This is a genomic window from Streptomyces sp. NPDC053474, assembly GCF_044544845.1.
GTDB lineage: Bacteria > Actinomycetota > Actinomycetes > Streptomycetales > Streptomycetaceae > Streptomyces.
Genome location: NZ_JBITXV010000003.1, coordinates 337,669 through 354,490, shown reverse-complemented (window position 1 = coordinate 354,490; position 16,822 = coordinate 337,669). Strand labels below are relative to the sequence as shown.

At 73.5% G+C, this 16,822-nt stretch carries 13 protein-coding genes; 6 read left to right on the top strand and 7 right to left on the bottom strand.

The annotated features are described in order from the left end of the window. Nucleotides 1–99 precede the first annotated feature (99 nt). From ACIG3E_RS08330 to ACIG3E_RS08310, 5 genes are all read left to right on the top strand, one after another. Nucleotides 100–624 (top strand): single-stranded DNA-binding protein, encoded by a 525-nt coding sequence (locus tag ACIG3E_RS08330; protein ID WP_399612823.1) that lies wholly within the window; start codon nt 100–102, stop codon nt 622–624. Between the two features lie 344 nt (nt 625–968). After that, the gene (locus ACIG3E_RS08325; protein WP_399613506.1) at nt 969–2,456 is read left to right on the top strand and encodes a Cys-Gln thioester bond-forming surface protein; all 1,488 of its coding nucleotides are present in this window, start codon (nt 969–971) and stop codon (nt 2,454–2,456) included. Nucleotides 2,457–2,641: 185 nt separating this feature from the next. Continuing rightward, entirely contained in the window at nt 2,642–4,306 is a 1,665-nt protein-coding gene (gene ettA, locus ACIG3E_RS08320; RefSeq protein ID WP_399612821.1) for an energy-dependent translational throttle protein EttA, read from the top strand. A 1-nt stretch (nt 4,307) separates the two neighbouring features. Then, nucleotides 4,308–4,742, top strand: coding sequence for an acyl-CoA thioesterase (locus tag ACIG3E_RS08315; RefSeq protein ID WP_399612818.1), 435 nt, complete (start codon nt 4,308–4,310; stop codon nt 4,740–4,742). Then, the gene (locus tag ACIG3E_RS08310) at nt 4,739–5,425 is read left to right on the top strand and encodes a hypothetical protein (protein WP_399612816.1); all 687 of its coding nucleotides are present in this window, start codon (nt 4,739–4,741) and stop codon (nt 5,423–5,425) included. Before ACIG3E_RS08315 ends, ACIG3E_RS08310 begins: the two co-directional genes overlap by 4 nt. A gap of 18 nt (nt 5,426–5,443) precedes the next feature. Here ACIG3E_RS08310 and ACIG3E_RS08305 read toward each other — a convergent pair whose 3' ends face one another. Beyond that, entirely contained in the window at nt 5,444–5,848 is a 405-nt protein-coding gene (locus ACIG3E_RS08305) for a globin (RefSeq protein WP_399612814.1), read from the bottom strand. A gap of 85 nt (nt 5,849–5,933) precedes the next feature. Between ACIG3E_RS08305 and ACIG3E_RS08300 the strand changes: the two genes are divergently transcribed. Then, nucleotides 5,934–6,923, top strand: a complete 990-nt coding sequence (locus tag ACIG3E_RS08300; RefSeq protein WP_399612812.1) for a methyltransferase domain-containing protein — start codon at nt 5,934–5,936, stop codon at nt 6,921–6,923. A 44-nt stretch (nt 6,924–6,967) separates the two neighbouring features. Here ACIG3E_RS08300 and ACIG3E_RS08295 read toward each other — a convergent pair whose 3' ends face one another. The 6 genes from ACIG3E_RS08295 to ACIG3E_RS08270 all read right to left on the bottom strand — a co-directional run bounded on the left by ACIG3E_RS08295 (nt 6,968) and on the right by ACIG3E_RS08270 (nt 16,801). After that, nucleotides 6,968–8,737: an FHA domain-containing protein gene (locus ACIG3E_RS08295; protein ID WP_399612809.1), complete on the bottom strand. Its 1,770-nt coding sequence runs from the start codon at nt 8,735–8,737 to the stop codon at nt 6,968–6,970. Between the two features lie 141 nt (nt 8,738–8,878). Continuing rightward, nucleotides 8,879–10,222, bottom strand: a complete 1,344-nt coding sequence (locus tag ACIG3E_RS08290; protein ID WP_399612806.1) for a VWA domain-containing protein — start codon at nt 10,220–10,222, stop codon at nt 8,879–8,881. 140 nt (nt 10,223–10,362) lie between these two features. Further along, the gene (locus ACIG3E_RS08285; protein ID WP_399612804.1) at nt 10,363–11,700 is read right to left on the bottom strand and encodes a PP2C family protein-serine/threonine phosphatase; all 1,338 of its coding nucleotides are present in this window, start codon (nt 11,698–11,700) and stop codon (nt 10,363–10,365) included. Between the two features lie 2 nt (nt 11,701–11,702). Then, nucleotides 11,703–14,342 (bottom strand): tetratricopeptide repeat protein, encoded by a 2,640-nt coding sequence (locus tag ACIG3E_RS08280; protein WP_399612802.1) that lies wholly within the window; start codon nt 14,340–14,342, stop codon nt 11,703–11,705. After that, on the bottom strand, nt 14,339–15,658 hold the full coding sequence (locus ACIG3E_RS08275) for a hypothetical protein (protein WP_399612799.1): 1,320 nt from the start codon (nt 15,656–15,658) through the stop codon (nt 14,339–14,341). Before ACIG3E_RS08275 ends, ACIG3E_RS08280 begins: the two co-directional genes overlap by 4 nt. A 105-nt stretch (nt 15,659–15,763) precedes the next feature. Then, the gene (locus tag ACIG3E_RS08270) at nt 15,764–16,801 is read right to left on the bottom strand and encodes a glutamate ABC transporter substrate-binding protein (RefSeq protein ID WP_399612797.1); all 1,038 of its coding nucleotides are present in this window, start codon (nt 16,799–16,801) and stop codon (nt 15,764–15,766) included. Nucleotides 16,802–16,822: the final 21 nt, after the last annotated feature.

Sequence of the window (16,822 nt, the reverse complement as noted above, 5' to 3'; positions counted from 1 at the left end):
CGGGCCCGGCCGGACCGGCGCAGTCTGGATCTGCGGTCGTCGCGACCGCCGCCGACGCGGGAGAGGCCCGCACGCGGTGTGCGAGGGAGGGGCCCGACGATGAACGACACGATGATCACGGTGGTGGGACGGGTGGCCACGACACCGGTGTTCCGGGAGCTGCCGTCCGGCCCGGTGACACGCTTCCGGCTCGCGGTGACACCCCGTCACTTCGACCGCGCGCGCAATGAGTGGGCGGACGGACACACCAACTTCTTCACGGTCTGGGCCCGAAAGGCCCTCGGCCTGAATGCGCAGAGCTCGCTGTCGGTCGGCGAACAGGTCATCGTGCAGGGCAGGTTGAAGATCAAGGACGAGGAGCGCGGCGGCCAGCACTGGCTGTCGGTGGACATCGACGCGCAAGCGATCGGCCACGACCTGGCGCGGGGGACGTCCGCGTTCCGCCGCGGCAAGGTGCAGGCCCAGGCGCCGATGGAGCGCGAGCCCGCCTGGGAGTCACCCGCCGAAGGGGCCGACCCGAACGCCGAGAAGGCGAGTGGCGCGGCGGCGGATGCCACGGCCGCGGCGCGAGCGAAGCCCGAAGCTCCGGCCGACGCCCGCCCGGAACCGGCCGCGGTCGGCTGAGGCGCCGGAGGGCCCGACCCCACGTCCAACGCCCGCCGCCCCTGCGTGAAATGAGGGGGACGGAACCATGGATTTGTCGATAAGCCCAGCTCAACGGGGGCGTTGCCGATAACGATTCCGATTCGGATCGGTTGTCGGACGGTCGTACTGGGAACGGCGATGCGTCGCGTCTTTAGGATGCCGGGCGTGGCTCCGTGGGTCAGTTGATGCCCGAGTGGAGCGCTCGGCAGGTGACTCTGCTCGCTCTGAGTCTGCTGGGCTCGCTCTGAGTCTGCTGGCGGGGCCCGTCCCCCCATGTGAATCGGTCCTGCCCGGAGGGGAATTCTGTGTTTGCTGCGTTGTCCATACGGGGTCGGGGTGCCGCGCGCCTCGCCGCCGCGCTGGTCGCGTCCGGGCTCGTCTCGGCGGGCGCGACAGCCACCGCGGCGGCGGCCGTGGCGACGGACGCCCCGCCGTACCGGGGCGGGGCCACCGCCACCCTGGACGGTCTGAAGACCTACAGCCAGGCCGTCATCCGCGAGGACGGTGAGAGCCAGAGAATCCCCGCGGGCCTCTTCGAGATGTCCGTGGACAACGGCGGCACCCTCCAGACGTACTGCGTCGACCTCCACAACCCCACGCAGAAGGACGCGCGGTACAAGGAGACCCCTTGGCGCGGCACGTCCCTGCACGCCAACCGCGACGCGGGCAAGATCCGTTGGATCCTCCAGCACTCCTACCCACAGGTGAACGACCTGGCGGAGCTGGCCCGCAAGGCGGGCGCGGGCTCGCTCACCGAGGAGACGGCCGCGGCGGGCACCCAGGTGGCGATCTGGCGCTACTCGGAGAAGGCCCAGAGGGCAGCGAAGACGGAGAAGGCGAAGAGGGCGGAGCGGACGGGGAGGTCGGACAAGGCGGGCCGGGCCGCCGGGGTCCAGGTGGAGGCGGTGGACCCGCGGGCCGAGAAGCTCGCCGACTATCTGGAGCGCAGCGCGCGCACCAGCCCCGAGCCGAAGGCGTCCCTGACCCTGGAGCCGCCCGCCGTGTCCGGCCGCGCGGGGGAGCGGCTCGGCCCGGTGACCGTGCGGACGGGCGCGGACAGCGTGGCCGTCATACCGCCCGCCGACCCGGCGAGCGGAGTGCGGGTCGTCGGCAAGAACGGCAAACCGGTGACGTCGGTGTCGGACGGCGGCAAGCTGTACTTCACCGTCCCCAAGGGCACGCCGGACGGCATGGCCGCGCTGGAGGTGCAGGCGTCCACGACCGTGCCGGTCGGGCGGGCCTTCACCTCCGAGACCAGGAGCCAGACGCAGATCCTCGCGGGCTCCAGCGAGTCGACGGTGGCCGCGACGGCGACCGCGCACTGGGCGCACAAGGGCCCGATACCGGCCCTGTCCGCGGAGAAGAACTGCGCGGAGTCCGGCGTGGACATCACGGCGAGCAACAAGGGAGACGCGCCGTTCACCTTCAGCCTGATGGGCGCCAGGCACACCATCAAGGCCGGTGAGTCACGCACGGTGACGATCCCGCTCCAGGAGGACCAGGCCTACGACTTCACGATCACCGGGCCCGGCGGCTTCGAGAAGCGCTTCAGCGGAGTGCTCGACTGCAGGACCGAAGCCGGTGCGGTCGTCGGTGTCGGCGGCAAGGCGCAGCCCGCGCCCCAGCCGAGCCCCGCGTCGGCGGGCGGCACCTCCGGCGGCGACCTCGCGGCGACCGGCGGGTCGAACGCCACGCCCCTGATAGCCGGGCTCGCGATCGCCCTGGTCGTGGTCGGCGGCGGCGCGGTGTTCCTGCTCCGCAAGAAGAACGCCCCGGCCGGGACCGACAAGGCCACCCCGACCGAGAAGTGAGCGCACCGTGACCACCCGGTCACGGTGCACGCCACCGGCCCCGGCCCCGGGCCCGCCACCCGCACTCCTGACGGGCGGTCCCCGCAGGTCGGGCGGGCCGCACGGCTATCCGGTTTTCTCCGGGGGGTAGCCGTACGGCAAGATGGGGTGTATCTGCCCACACACTGATTGCCGGACGGTTTCTCTTGGCTGAGTACATCTACACCATGCGCAAGACGCGCAAGGCGCACGGCGACAAGGTGATCCTCGACGACGTCACCTTGAACTTCCTGCCTGGCGCGAAGATCGGTGTCGTGGGTCCGAACGGCGCCGGTAAGTCCACGGTGCTGAAGATCATGGCGGGTCTGGAGCAGCCGTCGAACGGCGACGCGTTCCTGTCGCCCGGCTTCACCGTCGGCATGCTCCTGCAGGAGCCGCCGCTTGACGAGTCCAAGACCGTCCTGGAGAACGTCCAGGACGGGGCCCGCGAGGTCATGGACAAGCTCAAGCGGTTCAACGAGGTCGCCGAGCTGATGGCGACCGACTACTCGGACGCGCTCATGGAGGAGATGGGCAAGCTCCAGGAAGACCTCGACCACGCGAACGCGTGGGACCTGGACACCCAGCTCGAGCAGGCCATGGACGCCCTCGGCTGCCCGCCCGGCGACTGGCCGGTCACCAACCTCTCCGGTGGTGAGCGCCGCCGCGTCGCGCTGTGCAAGCTGCTCCTCGAGGCGCCCGACCTGCTGCTCCTCGACGAGCCCACCAACCACCTGGACGCCGAGTCCGTGCAGTGGCTGGAGCAGCACCTCGCGCAGTACCCGGGCACCGTCGTCGCCGTCACCCACGACCGGTACTTCCTGGACAACGTGGCGGAGTGGATTCTGGAGCTCGACCGCGGCCGCGCCCACCCCTACGAGGGCAACTACTCGACGTACCTCGACAAGAAGGCCACCCGCCTCAAGGTCGAGGGCCAGAAGGACGCCAAGCGCGCCAAGCGCCTCAAGGAAGAGCTGGAGTGGGTCCGCTCCAACGCCAAGGGACGGCAGGCCAAGTCCAAGGCGCGACTCTCCCGCTACGAGGAGATGGCCGCCGAGGCCGACAAGATGCGGAAGCTGGACTTCGAGGAGATCCAGATCCCGCCGGGCCCCCGCCTGGGCAACATCGTCGTCGAGGTCAACAACCTCTCCAAGGCCTTCGGTGAGAAGGTCCTCATCGACGACCTGAGCTTCACGCTGCCGCGTAACGGCATCGTGGGCGTCATCGGTCCGAACGGCGCGGGCAAGACCACGCTGTTCAAGATGATCCAGGGCCTGGAGACCCCGGACGCCGGCAGCATCAAGGTCGGCGACACCGTCAAGATCTCCTACGTCGACCAGGGCCGCGCGAACATCGACCCGAAGAAGACGCTGTGGGCCGTCGTCTCCGACGAGCTGGACTACATCAACGTGGGCCAGGTCGAGATGCCCTCGCGGGCCTACGTGTCCGCGTTCGGCTTCAAGGGCCCGGACCAGCAGAAGCCCGCGGGTGTGCTCTCCGGTGGTGAGCGCAACCGCCTCAACCTGGCGCTGACCCTCAAGCAGGGCGGCAACCTGCTGCTCCTCGACGAGCCGACCAACGACCTGGACGTCGAGACCCTGTCGTCCCTGGAGAACGCGCTCCTGGAGTTCCCGGGCTGCGCCGTGGTCGTCTCCCACGACCGCTGGTTCCTGGACCGCGTCGCCACGCACATCCTGGCGTACGAGGGCGACTCCAAGTGGTTCTGGTTCGAGGGCAACTTCGAGTCGTACGAGAAGAACAAGATCGAGCGCCTCGGCCCGGACGCGGCCCGTCCGCACCGCGCCACCTACAAGAAGCTCACCCGGGGCTGACATGGCCCGTCATCTGTACAGCTGCCCGCTGCGGTGGTCGGACATGGACGCCTTCGGGCACGTCAACAACGCGGTCTTCCTGCGGTACTTGGAAGAGGCGCGCATCGACTTCATGTTCCGGCTCTCGTCGGAGGACGGCCCGTCGTTCTCCGGCGGGTCCGTGGTGGCACGGCACGAGATCGACTATCTGCGGCCGCTGGTGCACCGGCACGAGCCGGTCACCATCGAGTCGTGGGTGACGAAGATAGGCGCCGCGTCCCTGACGGTCTCGTACGAGATCAAGGACCCGGAGCAGGTGTACGTGCGGGCGACGACGGTCGTCGTGCCGTTCGACCTGCGGGCGCAGCGCCCCCGGCGGATCACCGCCGAGGAGCGCGCGATCCTGGAGGAGTACCAGGACGACAGCGCGGGCGGTGCGGAGGCGCTGGTCGCATGACCGTGCGGCTGCACTTCGTGGACCCGGGGGAGGCGGCGGACCTGGCCGCCTTCCTGGCCCGCCTGGTCCACTATGACAAGGCGGCCGCGGTGCGGCTGCAGGCGGCGGGGGAGACGCTCGCCGTGTTCGGGCGGCCGCCGTCGTTCGAGGTCCTCGCGATCCGGACGGCGCGGCTCGCCAAGCCGTACGAGGACGGGCTCGACACCTCGCTCGACGTGACGGTGTCCGCGGGCGAGTTCCTGGAGTCCGTGGGGGAGTCGGCGGAATCGACGGGGGCGGCGGGTACGGCCGCCGTGCCCGCCGCCGTGACCGGGCCGCCGTGGGCCGGTGTGCTGCCGCCCCGGGGCGGCTGGGAGCGCGTCCCTGGCCTTCCGGCAGCACCTGAGGTGCGGGCCCTGGTGCGGAGCGCGGTCACCGAATTCCGGGCCCGGGTGGAGGAGTTGGCGCCGGAGCGCAGGGTCCGGGCGGAGCTGGACCGGGTGGGGCGGGAGATCTGGTCCCGCGTCGTGCCGGGCACGGGGCTGCCGGTGCGGGCCGCGCACGCGGCGCAGTCGCTCGGGTTCCTGCGGGGGGACTGCATCGACCTGCTGTCGGCCGGGGTCTGGCTGCGGCTCCGCACGCCCTACGGGTCCGTCGCGCTGCGGCGGGCGGGCGCCGGAGCGCTGTCCGTCACGCCCGCCTGAGGCGCGTGGCGGGCCCGCTCAGCCCGGAGTGTTCACCATGGAGGCGGCCGCGTAGGTCAGGTAGTTCCACAGCGTGTGCTCGTGCTCCTCGGAGAGGTTCAGGGAGTCGACCGCCGCGCGCATGTGCTTGAGCCAGGCGTCGTGGGCCGCGCGGTCGACCGTGAAGGGGGCGTGGCGCATGCGCAGCCGCGGGTGGCCGCGGTTGTCGCTGTAGGTGCGCGGGCCGCCCCAGTACTGCATCAGGAACAGCACGAGGCGCTCCTCGGCCGGGCCCAGGTCCTCCTCCGGGTACATGGGCCGCAGGAGCGGGTCCTCGGCGACCCCCTCGTAGAACCGGCGCACCAGGCGCCTGAAGGTCTCCTCGCCGCCGACCTGTTCGTAGAAGGTCTGCTCCTGAAGCGTGCCGCGCGGGATCTCATTCACCTCTCCATGGTCTCAGACGCCGTGGCCGAGGACGGAAGGCTTAGGACCGCTCGCATCAGACGCCCGGGAGCAGCACAGTGGGGGTATGGGTGCGCAAGCTCCGCTCAGGGACGAACCCGACCCCGTCGTCGCCGCCGAGGCGCGGGCCGCCCTGGTGCGGGACATCGAGGCGGGCGGTGCCTTCGACGGCGATCCCGGCTGGCGGGCGGCGTTCGCGGCGGTGCCGCGGCACGTGTTCGTGCCCTACTACTACGTGAGCCAGGCCGGGGGCTACGAACGGCTGTGGGGCGAGGACCCCGACCCGGTGCGGCGGGCCCGGTGGCTGCGCGGGGCGTACGCGGACGCGCCGCTCGCCACCCGCGTCCGGGACGGAGAGCTGCTCTCCTCCAGCAGCCAGCCCTCGCTCATGGCCAAGATGCTGGTGGAGCTTCAGGTCGGTGACGGCGGGCCGTACGACGTCCTGGAGATCGGCGCGGGCACCGGCTACAACGCGGCGCTGCTCGCCCACCGGCTCGGGGACGGCCACGTCACGACCGTCGACCTGGACCCGGAGATCACCGAGTCCGCGCGGCGGCACCTCGCCGTGGCCGGGTACCGGCCCACCGTGGTCACCGGGGACGGGGCCGCGGGGTGCGCGCGCCGGGCGCCGTACGACCGGATCGTCGCGACCTGCACGCTGAACTCGGTGCCGAGGCCCTGGCTGGCGCAGTGCCGCCCCGGGGCGCTGGTGCTCGCGCCCCTGGCGACGGGGATCATCGCGCTGCGGGTGCGGGACGCCACGCACGCGGAGGGGCGGTTCCTGCACACGCCCGCGTACTTCGTGCCGCTGCGCGGCGGCAGCGGCCGGATGGCGCAGGAGCCGCACCTCGGGGGGCTGCCGCGCCGGGCGTTGCAGAGCGAGCTGTTCCGCTTCCTCCTGGAGCTGACGGCCGGGACCCTGGATCCGTACGAGGCGCTCGCGCTGTGGCAGCGGGAGGGGCGCCCGGTGCGGGAGCGGTTCGGGGTGACGGTCAGCGGGGAGTACGCGTGGGCGTGGCTGGACGACCCCGAAGGGCCGTACGCCTGGCCGCTGTGACGGCGGGCGTACGGCCCTTCGGGGTCGCGCTGGGCGCGCTGGGGTCAGTCGCGGCGGACGGTGATCGTCGTCCAGGCGCCCACGTGCACCTTGTCGCCGTCCTGGAGCGGGACGGGGACGAACGGCTGGATGGGCTCCTCGCCGCCGTTGACCGTGGTGCCGTTGGTCGAGTTCTGGTCGACGACCGCCCAGCCGCCGTCGGGCTGCTGGACCAGGATCGCGTGCTGGTGCGATACGCCCGGGTCCTCCGGCGGCACCGACAGGTCGATGTCGGGGGTGTCGCCGGTGGAGTGCCGACGGCGGCCGATCGTGACCTGGTTGCCGACCAGCGGGCGGTGCTGCTCGGGCGAGTACGCGGGCAGGTTCAGGCCCGCGGCCTCGGGGCCGCTGCGCTGCATCATCGCCATGAAGTACTCGCGGTCGGGCCCGATGGTCGCGGTCCAGGTCCCCGGGCCCTGCGCCGGGCTCTGCGGCTGCCCCTGGGGCGGGAAGCCCTGCGCGGGCGCCTCGGCCGAGGGCGGCGAGATGACCCAGTCGTCCCCGCCACCGGTCGGCGGGCCCGACGGGCCGGGGCCCGGCGGCGGGGGCCCCTGCGGGGCACCGGTCTCGCGCGGGAACGCGGGCGGCGCGGGGGGACCCTGCTGCTGGAACCCCTGCGGCGCGCCGCCGCCCGGGCCGCCGCCGAAGGGCGGGATCGGCTCGGCGGGACGGTTCACCTGGGAGGGGCGGGAGCCCTGGTAGTCGAAGGGGTCGTGACCGGAGCCGGAGCCCGCGGACGGGGGGAACTGGGAACCGGGGTTCGGGCCACCGGGGCCACCAGGGCCGGGTCCGCCAGGGCCGCCCGGTCCACCGGGGCCAGCAGGCCCGTTGCCCGGCCCGCCGGGGCCTTCGGGCGCGCCGGGGCCGTTCGGGGCGCCGGGTCCGCCGAAGGGACGCGGTCCGCCAGGCCCACCAGGCCCGCCGGGGCCTTCCGGGCCGCCGAACGGGCGGGGCCCACCGGGCCCACCGGGAGCGCCACCAGGCCCGCCAGGGCCCTCGCCGAAGGGGCGGGGCGCACCGGGACCCTCGGGGCCACCGAACGGACCAGGGCCGCCCGAGGGGCCGGGTCCACCGGGACCGCCCGGCCTACCGGGACCTTCCGGGCCACCGAACGCACCGGGACCGCCAGGGCCACCCGGGCCGCCGGGACCGTCAGGGCCGCCGAACGGCCCACGGCCTCCAGGCGCACCCGGCCCACCGGGACCGCCGCCGGGCCCACCAGGACCACCCGGGCCCCCGGGCCCACCGAACGGACCGGGACCACCCGGCGTACGCCCGGGACCACCGGGACCATCAGGGCCACCGAACGGACCGCGACCACCGGGACCGCCAGGCCCACCGGGACCGCCAGGCCCACCGGGCCCCGCGGACCCGTCGAAGCCGGGCCGCGACGGGCCGCCGGGCCCGGGCATGCCCGGGGACGTGGGCAGCGGCGGGTTCGGCGCGGCGGGCGTGTACGACGTCGCCGTGTTCGTCAGGAAGTTCCAGCGGCACTCCTCGCAGAACGGCGCGTTCGCCTCGCGGGGGGTGCGGCACTGGGGGCACAGCTGGGGCTCGTGGTCCGGCACCGCGGACAGGTGCGGGCGGCCGCCGGGCGCGGGCGGCGGCCCGGGCTGGCCGGGGCCGGGCTGGCCGGGCCCCGGCGGCGGATAGCCGTACCCGGCGGCCGGGGGCGGCGGGGAGGGCGGCGGCGGTACGGCACCGGCCATGCGGTGACCGCAGACCTCGCACCAGTCGTCGGAACCCGACTGGTGTCCGTTCGGGCAGGTCGGCATGTCGGCGCTTCCCCCTCTCCTTCTCCGGCCCCAGGGCCGTGTGCGGTGCTTGTCCGGTACGGGCAGGCGTAGCTGTACTGCGCCGTCGTATCACGACGCTCCGTGCCGTCGTATGACGAGGGACACGTTCGCTCGCTCGTGCTACTTCTTCACGCGCACGGTCTTCGTCGAGCGCGTCTCGAGCGTCATCTCGTCGGCCTCGGCGACGCGCGCCTTCAATCGAACAGTACCTGTCGTGGCGTCCACGACGTCCACCACCTTCGAAAGCAGCTTGGCGGTGTCCTCGTTGCCGGAGGCGCTCGCGAGCTGAACGGCCCGGCCCAGCTTGGCCGTTGCGCCGTCGAGGTCGCCCAGCTTGCGGGCGTCCAGGCCCTGCTGGATCACCTGGGCCAGCTCGGCCTGGCCGGTGTAGTGCGCGACCTGCGGATTGATGGAGGTGGACGCCGCCAGGTCGTCGGTCCACACCGCGCGCACCAGGCCCTGGGCCAGGCTCTGTACGGTGCCGTCGCGCTGCGGCACCACCAGGGAGACGCGGGCGGCGAGCATCTCCTGGCCGAGCTCGGCGCCCGGGACGCGGACGCAGACGTGGTAGTCGCGGGACTCGTCGCCCCAGGAGCCGGTCGGGTAGTCGCCCGCGCGCGGCCCGGCCTCGGTGCGCCGGTCGGTCAACTCCTCGACGGTGGGCGCCACTTGCTTGACGAAGACGATCTCGACGCCCATCGGGGTCCACAGCCGCAGGCTGACGTCGGCGACCTCCTTGCCCATGGCCGTCTCCATCATGCGCGTGAAGTCGTCGGCGAGGCCCGCGGGGTCGGCGACGATGTCGGCGGTGCCGAGCAGCGCGGAGGCGATGCCTGTGACCTCTTTCACCTCCCAGTCGGTGCCGACGCCGCGGGCGTCGCAGGTGAAGCGGCCCGCGCAGGCGTCGAGGGAGGCGCGCAGGGCGTCCGGCGACTCGTGTTCGTTGCGCCCGTCGGTGAGCAGGATGCCGTGCCGTATCGACACCTCGGCGGAGGCGAGCAGCCGGTCGGCCAGGCGCAGCCAGGTGCCGATGGCGGTGCCGCCGCCCGCGCTGAGCCCCCGCAGGGCCTCCTTGGCCTGGGTGCGGGTCTGCGGGCCCGCGACGGCGAGGCGGCCGCCGCCGGGGTAGACCTCCTTGGCGACGTGGGTGCCGCCGATGACGGCGAAGTGCACGCCGTCGCGCAGGGCGTCCACGGCGGCGGCCGTGGCGTCGCGGGCGCCGCGCATCTTCGTCGGCGGGTAGTCCATGGAGCCCGAGCAGTCGACCATGATGGCGACGGCGGCGTCCGGGCCCTGGCCCGCCGCGTACAGATGGGGCGCGCTGACGGCGGAGCCGATGGTGCCGCCGCCGGTGGAGGTCACCGTGGCGATCGCGTTGACCTCGCGGCCGCCCTCCGGGAGGTACTCGTTCTGATAGACGTCGACGGTGAACTGCGGGACGCTCGACTTGAAGAAGTTGGCCATGGTTGCTGTTCCCCCCTGAGACGGTTCCCACGGCGGTCCCACGGTGTGGGCGCGCGCATGAAGTACGGGTGCACGGCAGCCCTTCGGGGCCCGTACCGTACGAAGGTCCCGGCGCGGGCGACGGCGTCGCGCCCGGACCGCTAGGCCGATCCTGCCCCTCGCGACGCGGCCGGGAACGGCAGGACCGCCACTGTTACGTTGTCGTGGCCGCCGCCGTCGAGGGCGTGGCCGACGAGCACCTGGGCACTGTGCAGCGGCCGTTCGGCGGCGTCCGCGGGCACGGCCGCGGCCATCTCCTCGGCCGCCTCCGCGTAGTTCCACAGGCCGTCGGTGCACACCACCACTACACCCGCACGGTCCGGTTTGAAGGAAGCGGTGTGCGGCTCCAGTTCGTACGCGTCGGCGCCGAGCCAGCCGGTGATGGCGTGGGCGCGCTCGTCGGCGTACGCCTCGGCCTCGTTCATCAGGCCCGCGGCGACCATCTGGGCGGCCCAGGAGTCGTCCTCGGTGAGGCGGACGGCGGGGCCCGTGCGGTCGACGGGGACCCAGTAGACGCGGCTGTCGCCGACCCAGCCGACGACGAGCAGGCCACCGGTGACGACGGCGCCGACGAGGGTGCAGGCGGGCGCGTTCTGGTGGGGGTGGTGCTCGCGGGCCGCGGCGGGCTCGTCCGCGAGAGCGTTGACGGCGTCGGCGGCGGCGACGATCGCGTCGTGCATGGCCTGCTGTGGATGGGTGCCGTGCGGCAGGGCCGCCCGCAGGGACGCGTCGGCGGCGCGGGCCGCGGCCGCGGAGGCCTCGTCGGGGCGGGTCGCCGAGGAGACGCCGTCGCAGACGATCGCGACGACGGCGGGGGAGCCGTCGGGCAGGGCGGCCGTGGAGATCGCGAAGGCGTCCTCGTTGCGGTGGTGGCGCAGGCCGCGGTCGCTGACGGCGGCGACCGCGTCGAGCTCCCGCTCCAGGTGGTCACGCTCGCGCGGCTGGGCGTGCCCGCAGTTCTCGCAGTAGCCGTCCGGCGCGACGCTGCCCGCGCGGCAGGCGACACAGACCTTGGCCTTCCCGGCGGGCCCGGCCGCGGGGGCCGCCGGGGCACCGGCGCGCGGGTCGGGGGCGGGCAGCGGGTAGTCGTCGGGCTCGGCCGCCTCGTCCCGGCCCGCGTGCCCGTCGCGCGCGTCGACGCTCTCCCGTACGCGGACGTCGTCGGCGTCCTGGGTCTCGCTCGCGGCGATGTCGCCCCGGGCCCCGCGCGCTGCGTCGGGGGCGGCGGGCCACGCGTCGGGCCCCTCCGGCAGCGCCGCCGGGGGCTCGGGGGCGGTGCGGTGCAGGCCGTTGATCACCAGCGTGGGGCGGTCGTCCGGTGGCACCGGGGCCGCCGAGAGGTGGTAACCGCACGCGCCGCAGTACAAGTCGCCCGCGTCCAGGGGCCACTCGCAGCTGGGACACGTCGACAGGGCCGCCGGTTGGTGCATTTCCGACATCCTCACACCCACGTCCGGGGGCGGAAACGGTTTGCCCGCTCCACCAGTTCGATCCTTTCCTCGCCACCCTGGGCGAGCCGGGCGAGCGTCCGGTACGCGCGCTCCAGACCGAACCGGAGGCCGCGTTCGTCCAGATCGCTGCCGAGCAGTACGGTCCGCGCGTGCCGGTCGCCGGAGGCCGTCGACGGGGCGGAGGCGTGACCAGAGTGCCTACCGGAGAGTACCCAGTCGAGCGCGGTGCCGAGCACCTCGGTCGACAGGTGCTCCCTGCGCACCGCGTCGAGCCCGAAGCCCGCGAGGGCCTCCACCTGCCCGGCTGCGGCCGTCAGGTCGTCCAGGAAGCCCGCGCCAGGACCCTCGGCCGTGTCGAACGTCATACGCCGTCGCAGCCGCGCCCGCACCGCCGCGACCCGGGCCGCCGTGTAGTGGATCGACGACTCCGGTACGGACTCCAGGGTCCGTACGGCGCCCGCGCGCTCGCCGGTGGCCAGCTGGACGCGGGCCAGGCCGAAGGCGGCGCTGACGTAGCTCGGGTCGGTGGCCCACACGAGGCGGTAGTACTCGGCGGCGTTGTCCAGCTGGCCGAGGACCTCGGCGCACAGGCCGAGGGCCAGCTTGGGCGCGGGCTCGCCGGGGAACGCGTCGTAGATGGCGTCGAAGGACAGCGCCGCGTTCTCGTGGTCGCCGGTGGCGAGGGCGGCGACGCCCCGGTACCAGACGACCCGCCAGTCGTCCGGGTAGTCCTTCTCCAGGGAGTCCAGGGCGTTGCCCGCCAGGGTGTGTTCGCCCAGGGTGAGGCGGACGCGCAGTTCGCGCAGGCGGAGTTCGGCGGAGTGGGCGGGGGCCGCGTGCAGGGCGGCCAGTAGTTCGCCGCCGCCCGTTGAGTCCACTAGGCCTGCGAGGAAGCCCGCGTTGGGGTCGGCGGGGTCGACCCGGGGGATGGGTAGGGCGAGGGCTGCGGCCGGGGTGTCCAGGGATTTTACGGGTACGGGGGCCGTGCCCTCTCCGGCTGGGGCCCCAGTTGCAGCGGTGCGGGGCGCCGGGGGCTGTGCCCACCCTTCCCCAAGCTCTCGGCTTCGCTCGAGCAGGGGAGACCCCACTCGCCCTGCGGGACGATTGCCCACAGAGGAACCCAACAGCGAGACGTCGCCTTCCAGCTGCCCGAACAGCTCCGTGTCCGTGACCTTCAGTTCCGGGCCGAACAAGGTGGACAGGGCCGGGCGTGGGCGGCCGCTTTGGAGGGCTACCACCTCGCGGAGGACGCCCGTCAGTTGTTCGGACATCTCCTGGGCCGAGGCGAAGCGGCGGGCCGGGTCGGGGTCGGTGGCCCGGACGAGCAGCCGGTAGAAGGACTCGTACCTGCGGAAGACCTCGATGTGGTCGGGGTCGGGCAGGGAGTCCACGAAGACGCTGGTGTAGCCCTGGAAGTCGAAGGTGAGGACCGCGAGGGTGCGCGCCACCGTGTACAGGTCGGACGCCACGGAGGGGCCGACCTCGGCGACCTCCGGCGCCTGGTAGCCCACCGTGCCGTAGATGGCGGACTCGGCGTCGTCCATGCGGCGGACCGCGCCCATGTCGATCAGCTTGAGCTGGTCCTCGGTCTGGATGGCGTTGTCGACCTTGAAGTCGCAGTACAGCAGGTTGCGGCTGTGCAGATGGCCGAGGGCCTCCAGGGCCTCGATGCCGTACGCGCAGGCCTGCTCGACCGGGAGCGGGTCCCGCTTGCCGCCCGGGGTGCGGCGGCCGTTGGCGATCTCCTTGAGGGACTTGCCGCCCACGTACTCCATGACGATGTAGCCGTCCATGGAGCCCGTGCGCTGGTCCAGGTGCTCGACGAAGTTGTAGATCCGCACGATGTTGGCGTGCTCGATCTCGGCGAGGAAGCGGCGCTCGGCGATCGCGGCGGCCATGGCGTCCTGGTCGCCCGTGTCGAGCAGGCCCTTGAGGACCACCCAGCGGTCGGACACCGCGCGGTCCACCGCCAGGTACACCCAGCCGAGGCCGCCGTGCGCGAGGCAGCCCACGACCTCGTACTGGCCGTGCACGATGTCGCCCGGGTGCAGCTTGGGCACGAAGGAGTACGGGTGGCCGCACTTGGTGCAGAAGCCCTCCGTGCGCCCCGGCCGGTCGCCGCGCGCGCGGCCCACCGGGGCGCCGCAGTCGGAGCGCGAGCAGAACCGCTTGCGCTCGGGCACCTCGGGGTCGCGCTGCACCGCGCCGCGCGGGTCGGGGCGCGGCACGGCGGGCACGGCGACCAGGCCCATGCCGAGGCGGGCGCGCGCCGAGGAGCCGCTGGCCGTGCCCGAGCTGCGCACGGAGACCGACCGCGACGACGTACGGCCCGACAGGGAGCGCGAGAGGCGGCCGGAGACCGAGCGGCGCGACGACTGGGAGCGCGAGGAGCGCGAACTGCCGCGCGTGGAGCGGGCGGAGGCGGACCGGCCCGAGGCGCCCGAGCCCTTCGCGCCGCCGGTGACGCCGGTCGCGGGCGAGCCCACCATGCCCTGCGGCGAGACGACCGGGGCGAGCCCGCAGGTGTCGCAGTACAGCTCGCCGCCGCCCACGTCCTCGTACGCGCCGGTGCAGCCGGGCCGCTGACAGGGCCGCGGCCCCGCGGTCCCTTGGGCCGTGTGCTCGCTCATGCGTCCCCCCTCCGGTCGGTGGGCCCGCCCGGTTGCGGGACCCGAGGTGCCAGGGCCTCGGCGGCGGCCTGCTGGAAGCGCAGTACCGCCTGCTCGGCGACGCGCAGGTCGCAGGGCGCGCTCCAGAGCATCCGGCGCGCGGTGTCGTACCGCTCGATGAGGAACGGGTCCTCGGCGAGGCCGTGCCGGGCGACCTTCGCCTTGTACGCGTCGAGGCGGCCGCGCAGCTCCGCGCGGACCGCGAGCGGCGCGGTGACGGCGGTCAGCGACTCGCGGGCGCGCAGGAGTTCGTCCTCGGCCTTCTGCTCCAGGGACTCCAGGAGCGGCGAGAGCCGGTGCCACTGCGCGTTGCGGCGGTAGTCGGCGGCCATGGCCAGCTGTTCCTGGAGGGCCGTCGGCGGTCCGGAGACGGCGGGCACCTCGGACGCGGCGATCTTCGCGAGGACCTCGCCGCGCGCGGAGCGGGCCTCGGCGAGGGTGCGGTCCGCGCGCGACAGGAGGTCGCGCAGCTTGCCGAGCCGGGCCTCGGCGTCCTGGCGCACGGTGAGCACGGCGTCGATCTCGCGGCGCACGTCCTCCAGGGCGCGGGCCGCCGTGTCGTAGCGGTCGGTGTGCGGGCGGCCGCCGCCGGGGGCCGAACTGCCCGGCGCGGGCTGCCAGAAGGCCAGCGGGTCGGAGACCACCTGCTCGCGCAGCAGGGCCAGCTCCCGCGTGATGCTCTCCAGGTCGTCGCCCGAGGGGTGCTCGCCGGGGCGCACGCCCACGGAGTGCGCGAGCTGCCGGGTGCGCTGGAGCTCGGCGGCGAGCAGGTCGATGCGGGCGGGCAGCGCCGACCAGACGGCGTCGGCGGCGACGACGGTGTCCAGGGAGTGCGCGTACAGGTCGTTCATCCGCGCGACCAGCTCTTCGAGGGTGAACCGCTCGGTGAGCCTGGCGGGGCCGGTGATCGAGGGGGCGGCGCCCGACGCGGTCCCGCCCGCGAGCGTCACGCTCTCGCCGCGCAGCAGCAGCGTCAGCTCCGTCAGGTCGTCGCGGTTGGGCCAGCGCCTGCGCTCGCGCACCTCGCGGGCGGTGCGCAGGGCGCCCGCGTACGCGTCGAAGTACGTCCACAGGAGCGTGATCTGGCGCTCGGCGCCGAGCCAGCGCTCCTGGGTGGTGCCGGTGAGCCGGGCGCCTTCGAGCAGACGGCGCCCGGCGTGGTCCTGGAGGGCGAGGAGCGAGGTCTCGATCGCCTCGTGTTCGGCGTCGAGGCGGGCAAGGGCACGGTCCACCTCGTCCCGGTCCATGACGGGGCCGGGGGGTCCCGCGACGCTCATCGATCACCTCTCCGCTCTGCGTTGCGCACTCTCGCGTGCTGTCACATCAGTTGTCGGGTCTCGTCGGGCCAGTCCTTGTACTTCCGTACTTCGGGGTACTTCGGGTCAGTCCTTGTACTTCGGCTTCGGCGGGCGGGCCGAGGAGCCCAGGTCGTCGGCGAGCCAGTCGTCGTACGACTTCTTCCAGCCGTCCTTGCGGTAGTCCTCCAGGACGTCGTTCACCCGGCGGACCAAATCGTCGGCGCCCTTCTTCATCGCCACGCCGTAGTACTCGGTGGTGAACGGCTTGCCCTTCAGCGCGACCGTCGGGTCCTGGGCGGCCTGGCCCGCGGCGAGCGCGCCGTCGGTGAGGACCGCGTCCACCTGGCCCAGCTGGAGCCTTACCAGGCAGTCGAGTTGGTTCGGCACCGTGGTCTTGATGTCGGCACCGAAGCTCTTCTCCTTGAGGGCGGCCTCCGCCGTGGAGCCCGCCGCCGAGCACACGCGCTTGCCCTTGAGGGTGTCGTTGTAGCCGGTGATGGTGGACTTCCTGGGGGCGAGCACCTGCTGGCCGGTCTCGAAGTAGGCCGTCGAGAAGTCGACTTGCTCGATGCGCGCGCAGTTGATGGTCATGGTGCGGACCACCATGTCGACCTGGCCGCTCTGGAGGGCGGGGATGCGCTGGTTGGTGGGGATCGCCCGGAACACCACCGCCTTCCGGTCGCCGAGCAGGCGTTCGGCGATCTCCCGGGCGAGGTCGATGTCGAACCCCTCCAGCTCGCCCTTCTCCTTGTTCGGGTCGCGGTAGCCCCAGCGGTAGCTGTTCTGGTCGACGCCCACGACGAGCTTCCTGACCTTGCGCTTCTTGATCGCTTCGAGCACCGGGCCGTCCTTGGGCGAGGGCCGCAGGCTGCGCTCCGGCTCCTCACACTGCTCGTCGGCGCGCGCGGGCGCGGCCTGCGTGAGCGGGTCGGCGCCCCGTGAACCGGCCTTCCGTGCCGCGCTGTTGCCGCTGCCGCTGCCGCCGTCGCTGAGCCGGGGCAGGACCAGGACCAGGGCGGTCGCCAGGAGACAGGCCAGCGCCATCGTGGCCACGCCTCCCCAGCCGCGCAGCCGCGCCACGCCCCCGCCGTGCCACCGGGTCCCGTCACGTCGCGTACGCATCGTCCGCGTGCCTCCCTTCAC

Excerpts from the sequence above, each read along its gene's own strand:
- ACIG3E_RS08300 (WP_399612812.1), top strand. The coding sequence starts at position 5,934 with ATGGGTGCGCAAGCTCCGCTCAGGGACGAACCCGACCCCGTCGTCGCC.
- ACIG3E_RS08330 (WP_399612823.1), top strand. The coding sequence starts at position 100 with ATGAACGACACGATGATCACGGTGGTGGGACGGGTGGCCACGACACCG.
- ACIG3E_RS08270 (WP_399612797.1), bottom strand. The coding sequence starts at position 16,801 with ATGCGTACGCGACGTGACGGGACCCGGTGGCACGGCGGGGGCGTGGCG.
- ACIG3E_RS08315 (WP_399612818.1), top strand. The coding sequence starts at position 4,308 with ATGGCCCGTCATCTGTACAGCTGCCCGCTGCGGTGGTCGGACATGGAC.
- ACIG3E_RS08290 (WP_399612806.1), bottom strand. The coding sequence starts at position 10,222 with ATGGCCAACTTCTTCAAGTCGAGCGTCCCGCAGTTCACCGTCGACGTC.
- ACIG3E_RS08280 (WP_399612802.1), bottom strand. The coding sequence starts at position 14,342 with ATGAGCGAGCACACGGCCCAAGGGACCGCGGGGCCGCGGCCCTGTCAG.
- ACIG3E_RS08285 (WP_399612804.1), bottom strand. The coding sequence starts at position 11,700 with ATGTCGGAAATGCACCAACCGGCGGCCCTGTCGACGTGTCCCAGCTGC.
- ACIG3E_RS08275 (WP_399612799.1), bottom strand. The coding sequence starts at position 15,658 with ATGAGCGTCGCGGGACCCCCCGGCCCCGTCATGGACCGGGACGAGGTG.
- ACIG3E_RS08310 (WP_399612816.1), top strand. The coding sequence starts at position 4,739 with ATGACCGTGCGGCTGCACTTCGTGGACCCGGGGGAGGCGGCGGACCTG.
- ACIG3E_RS08295 (WP_399612809.1), bottom strand. The coding sequence starts at position 8,737 with ATGCCGACCTGCCCGAACGGACACCAGTCGGGTTCCGACGACTGGTGC.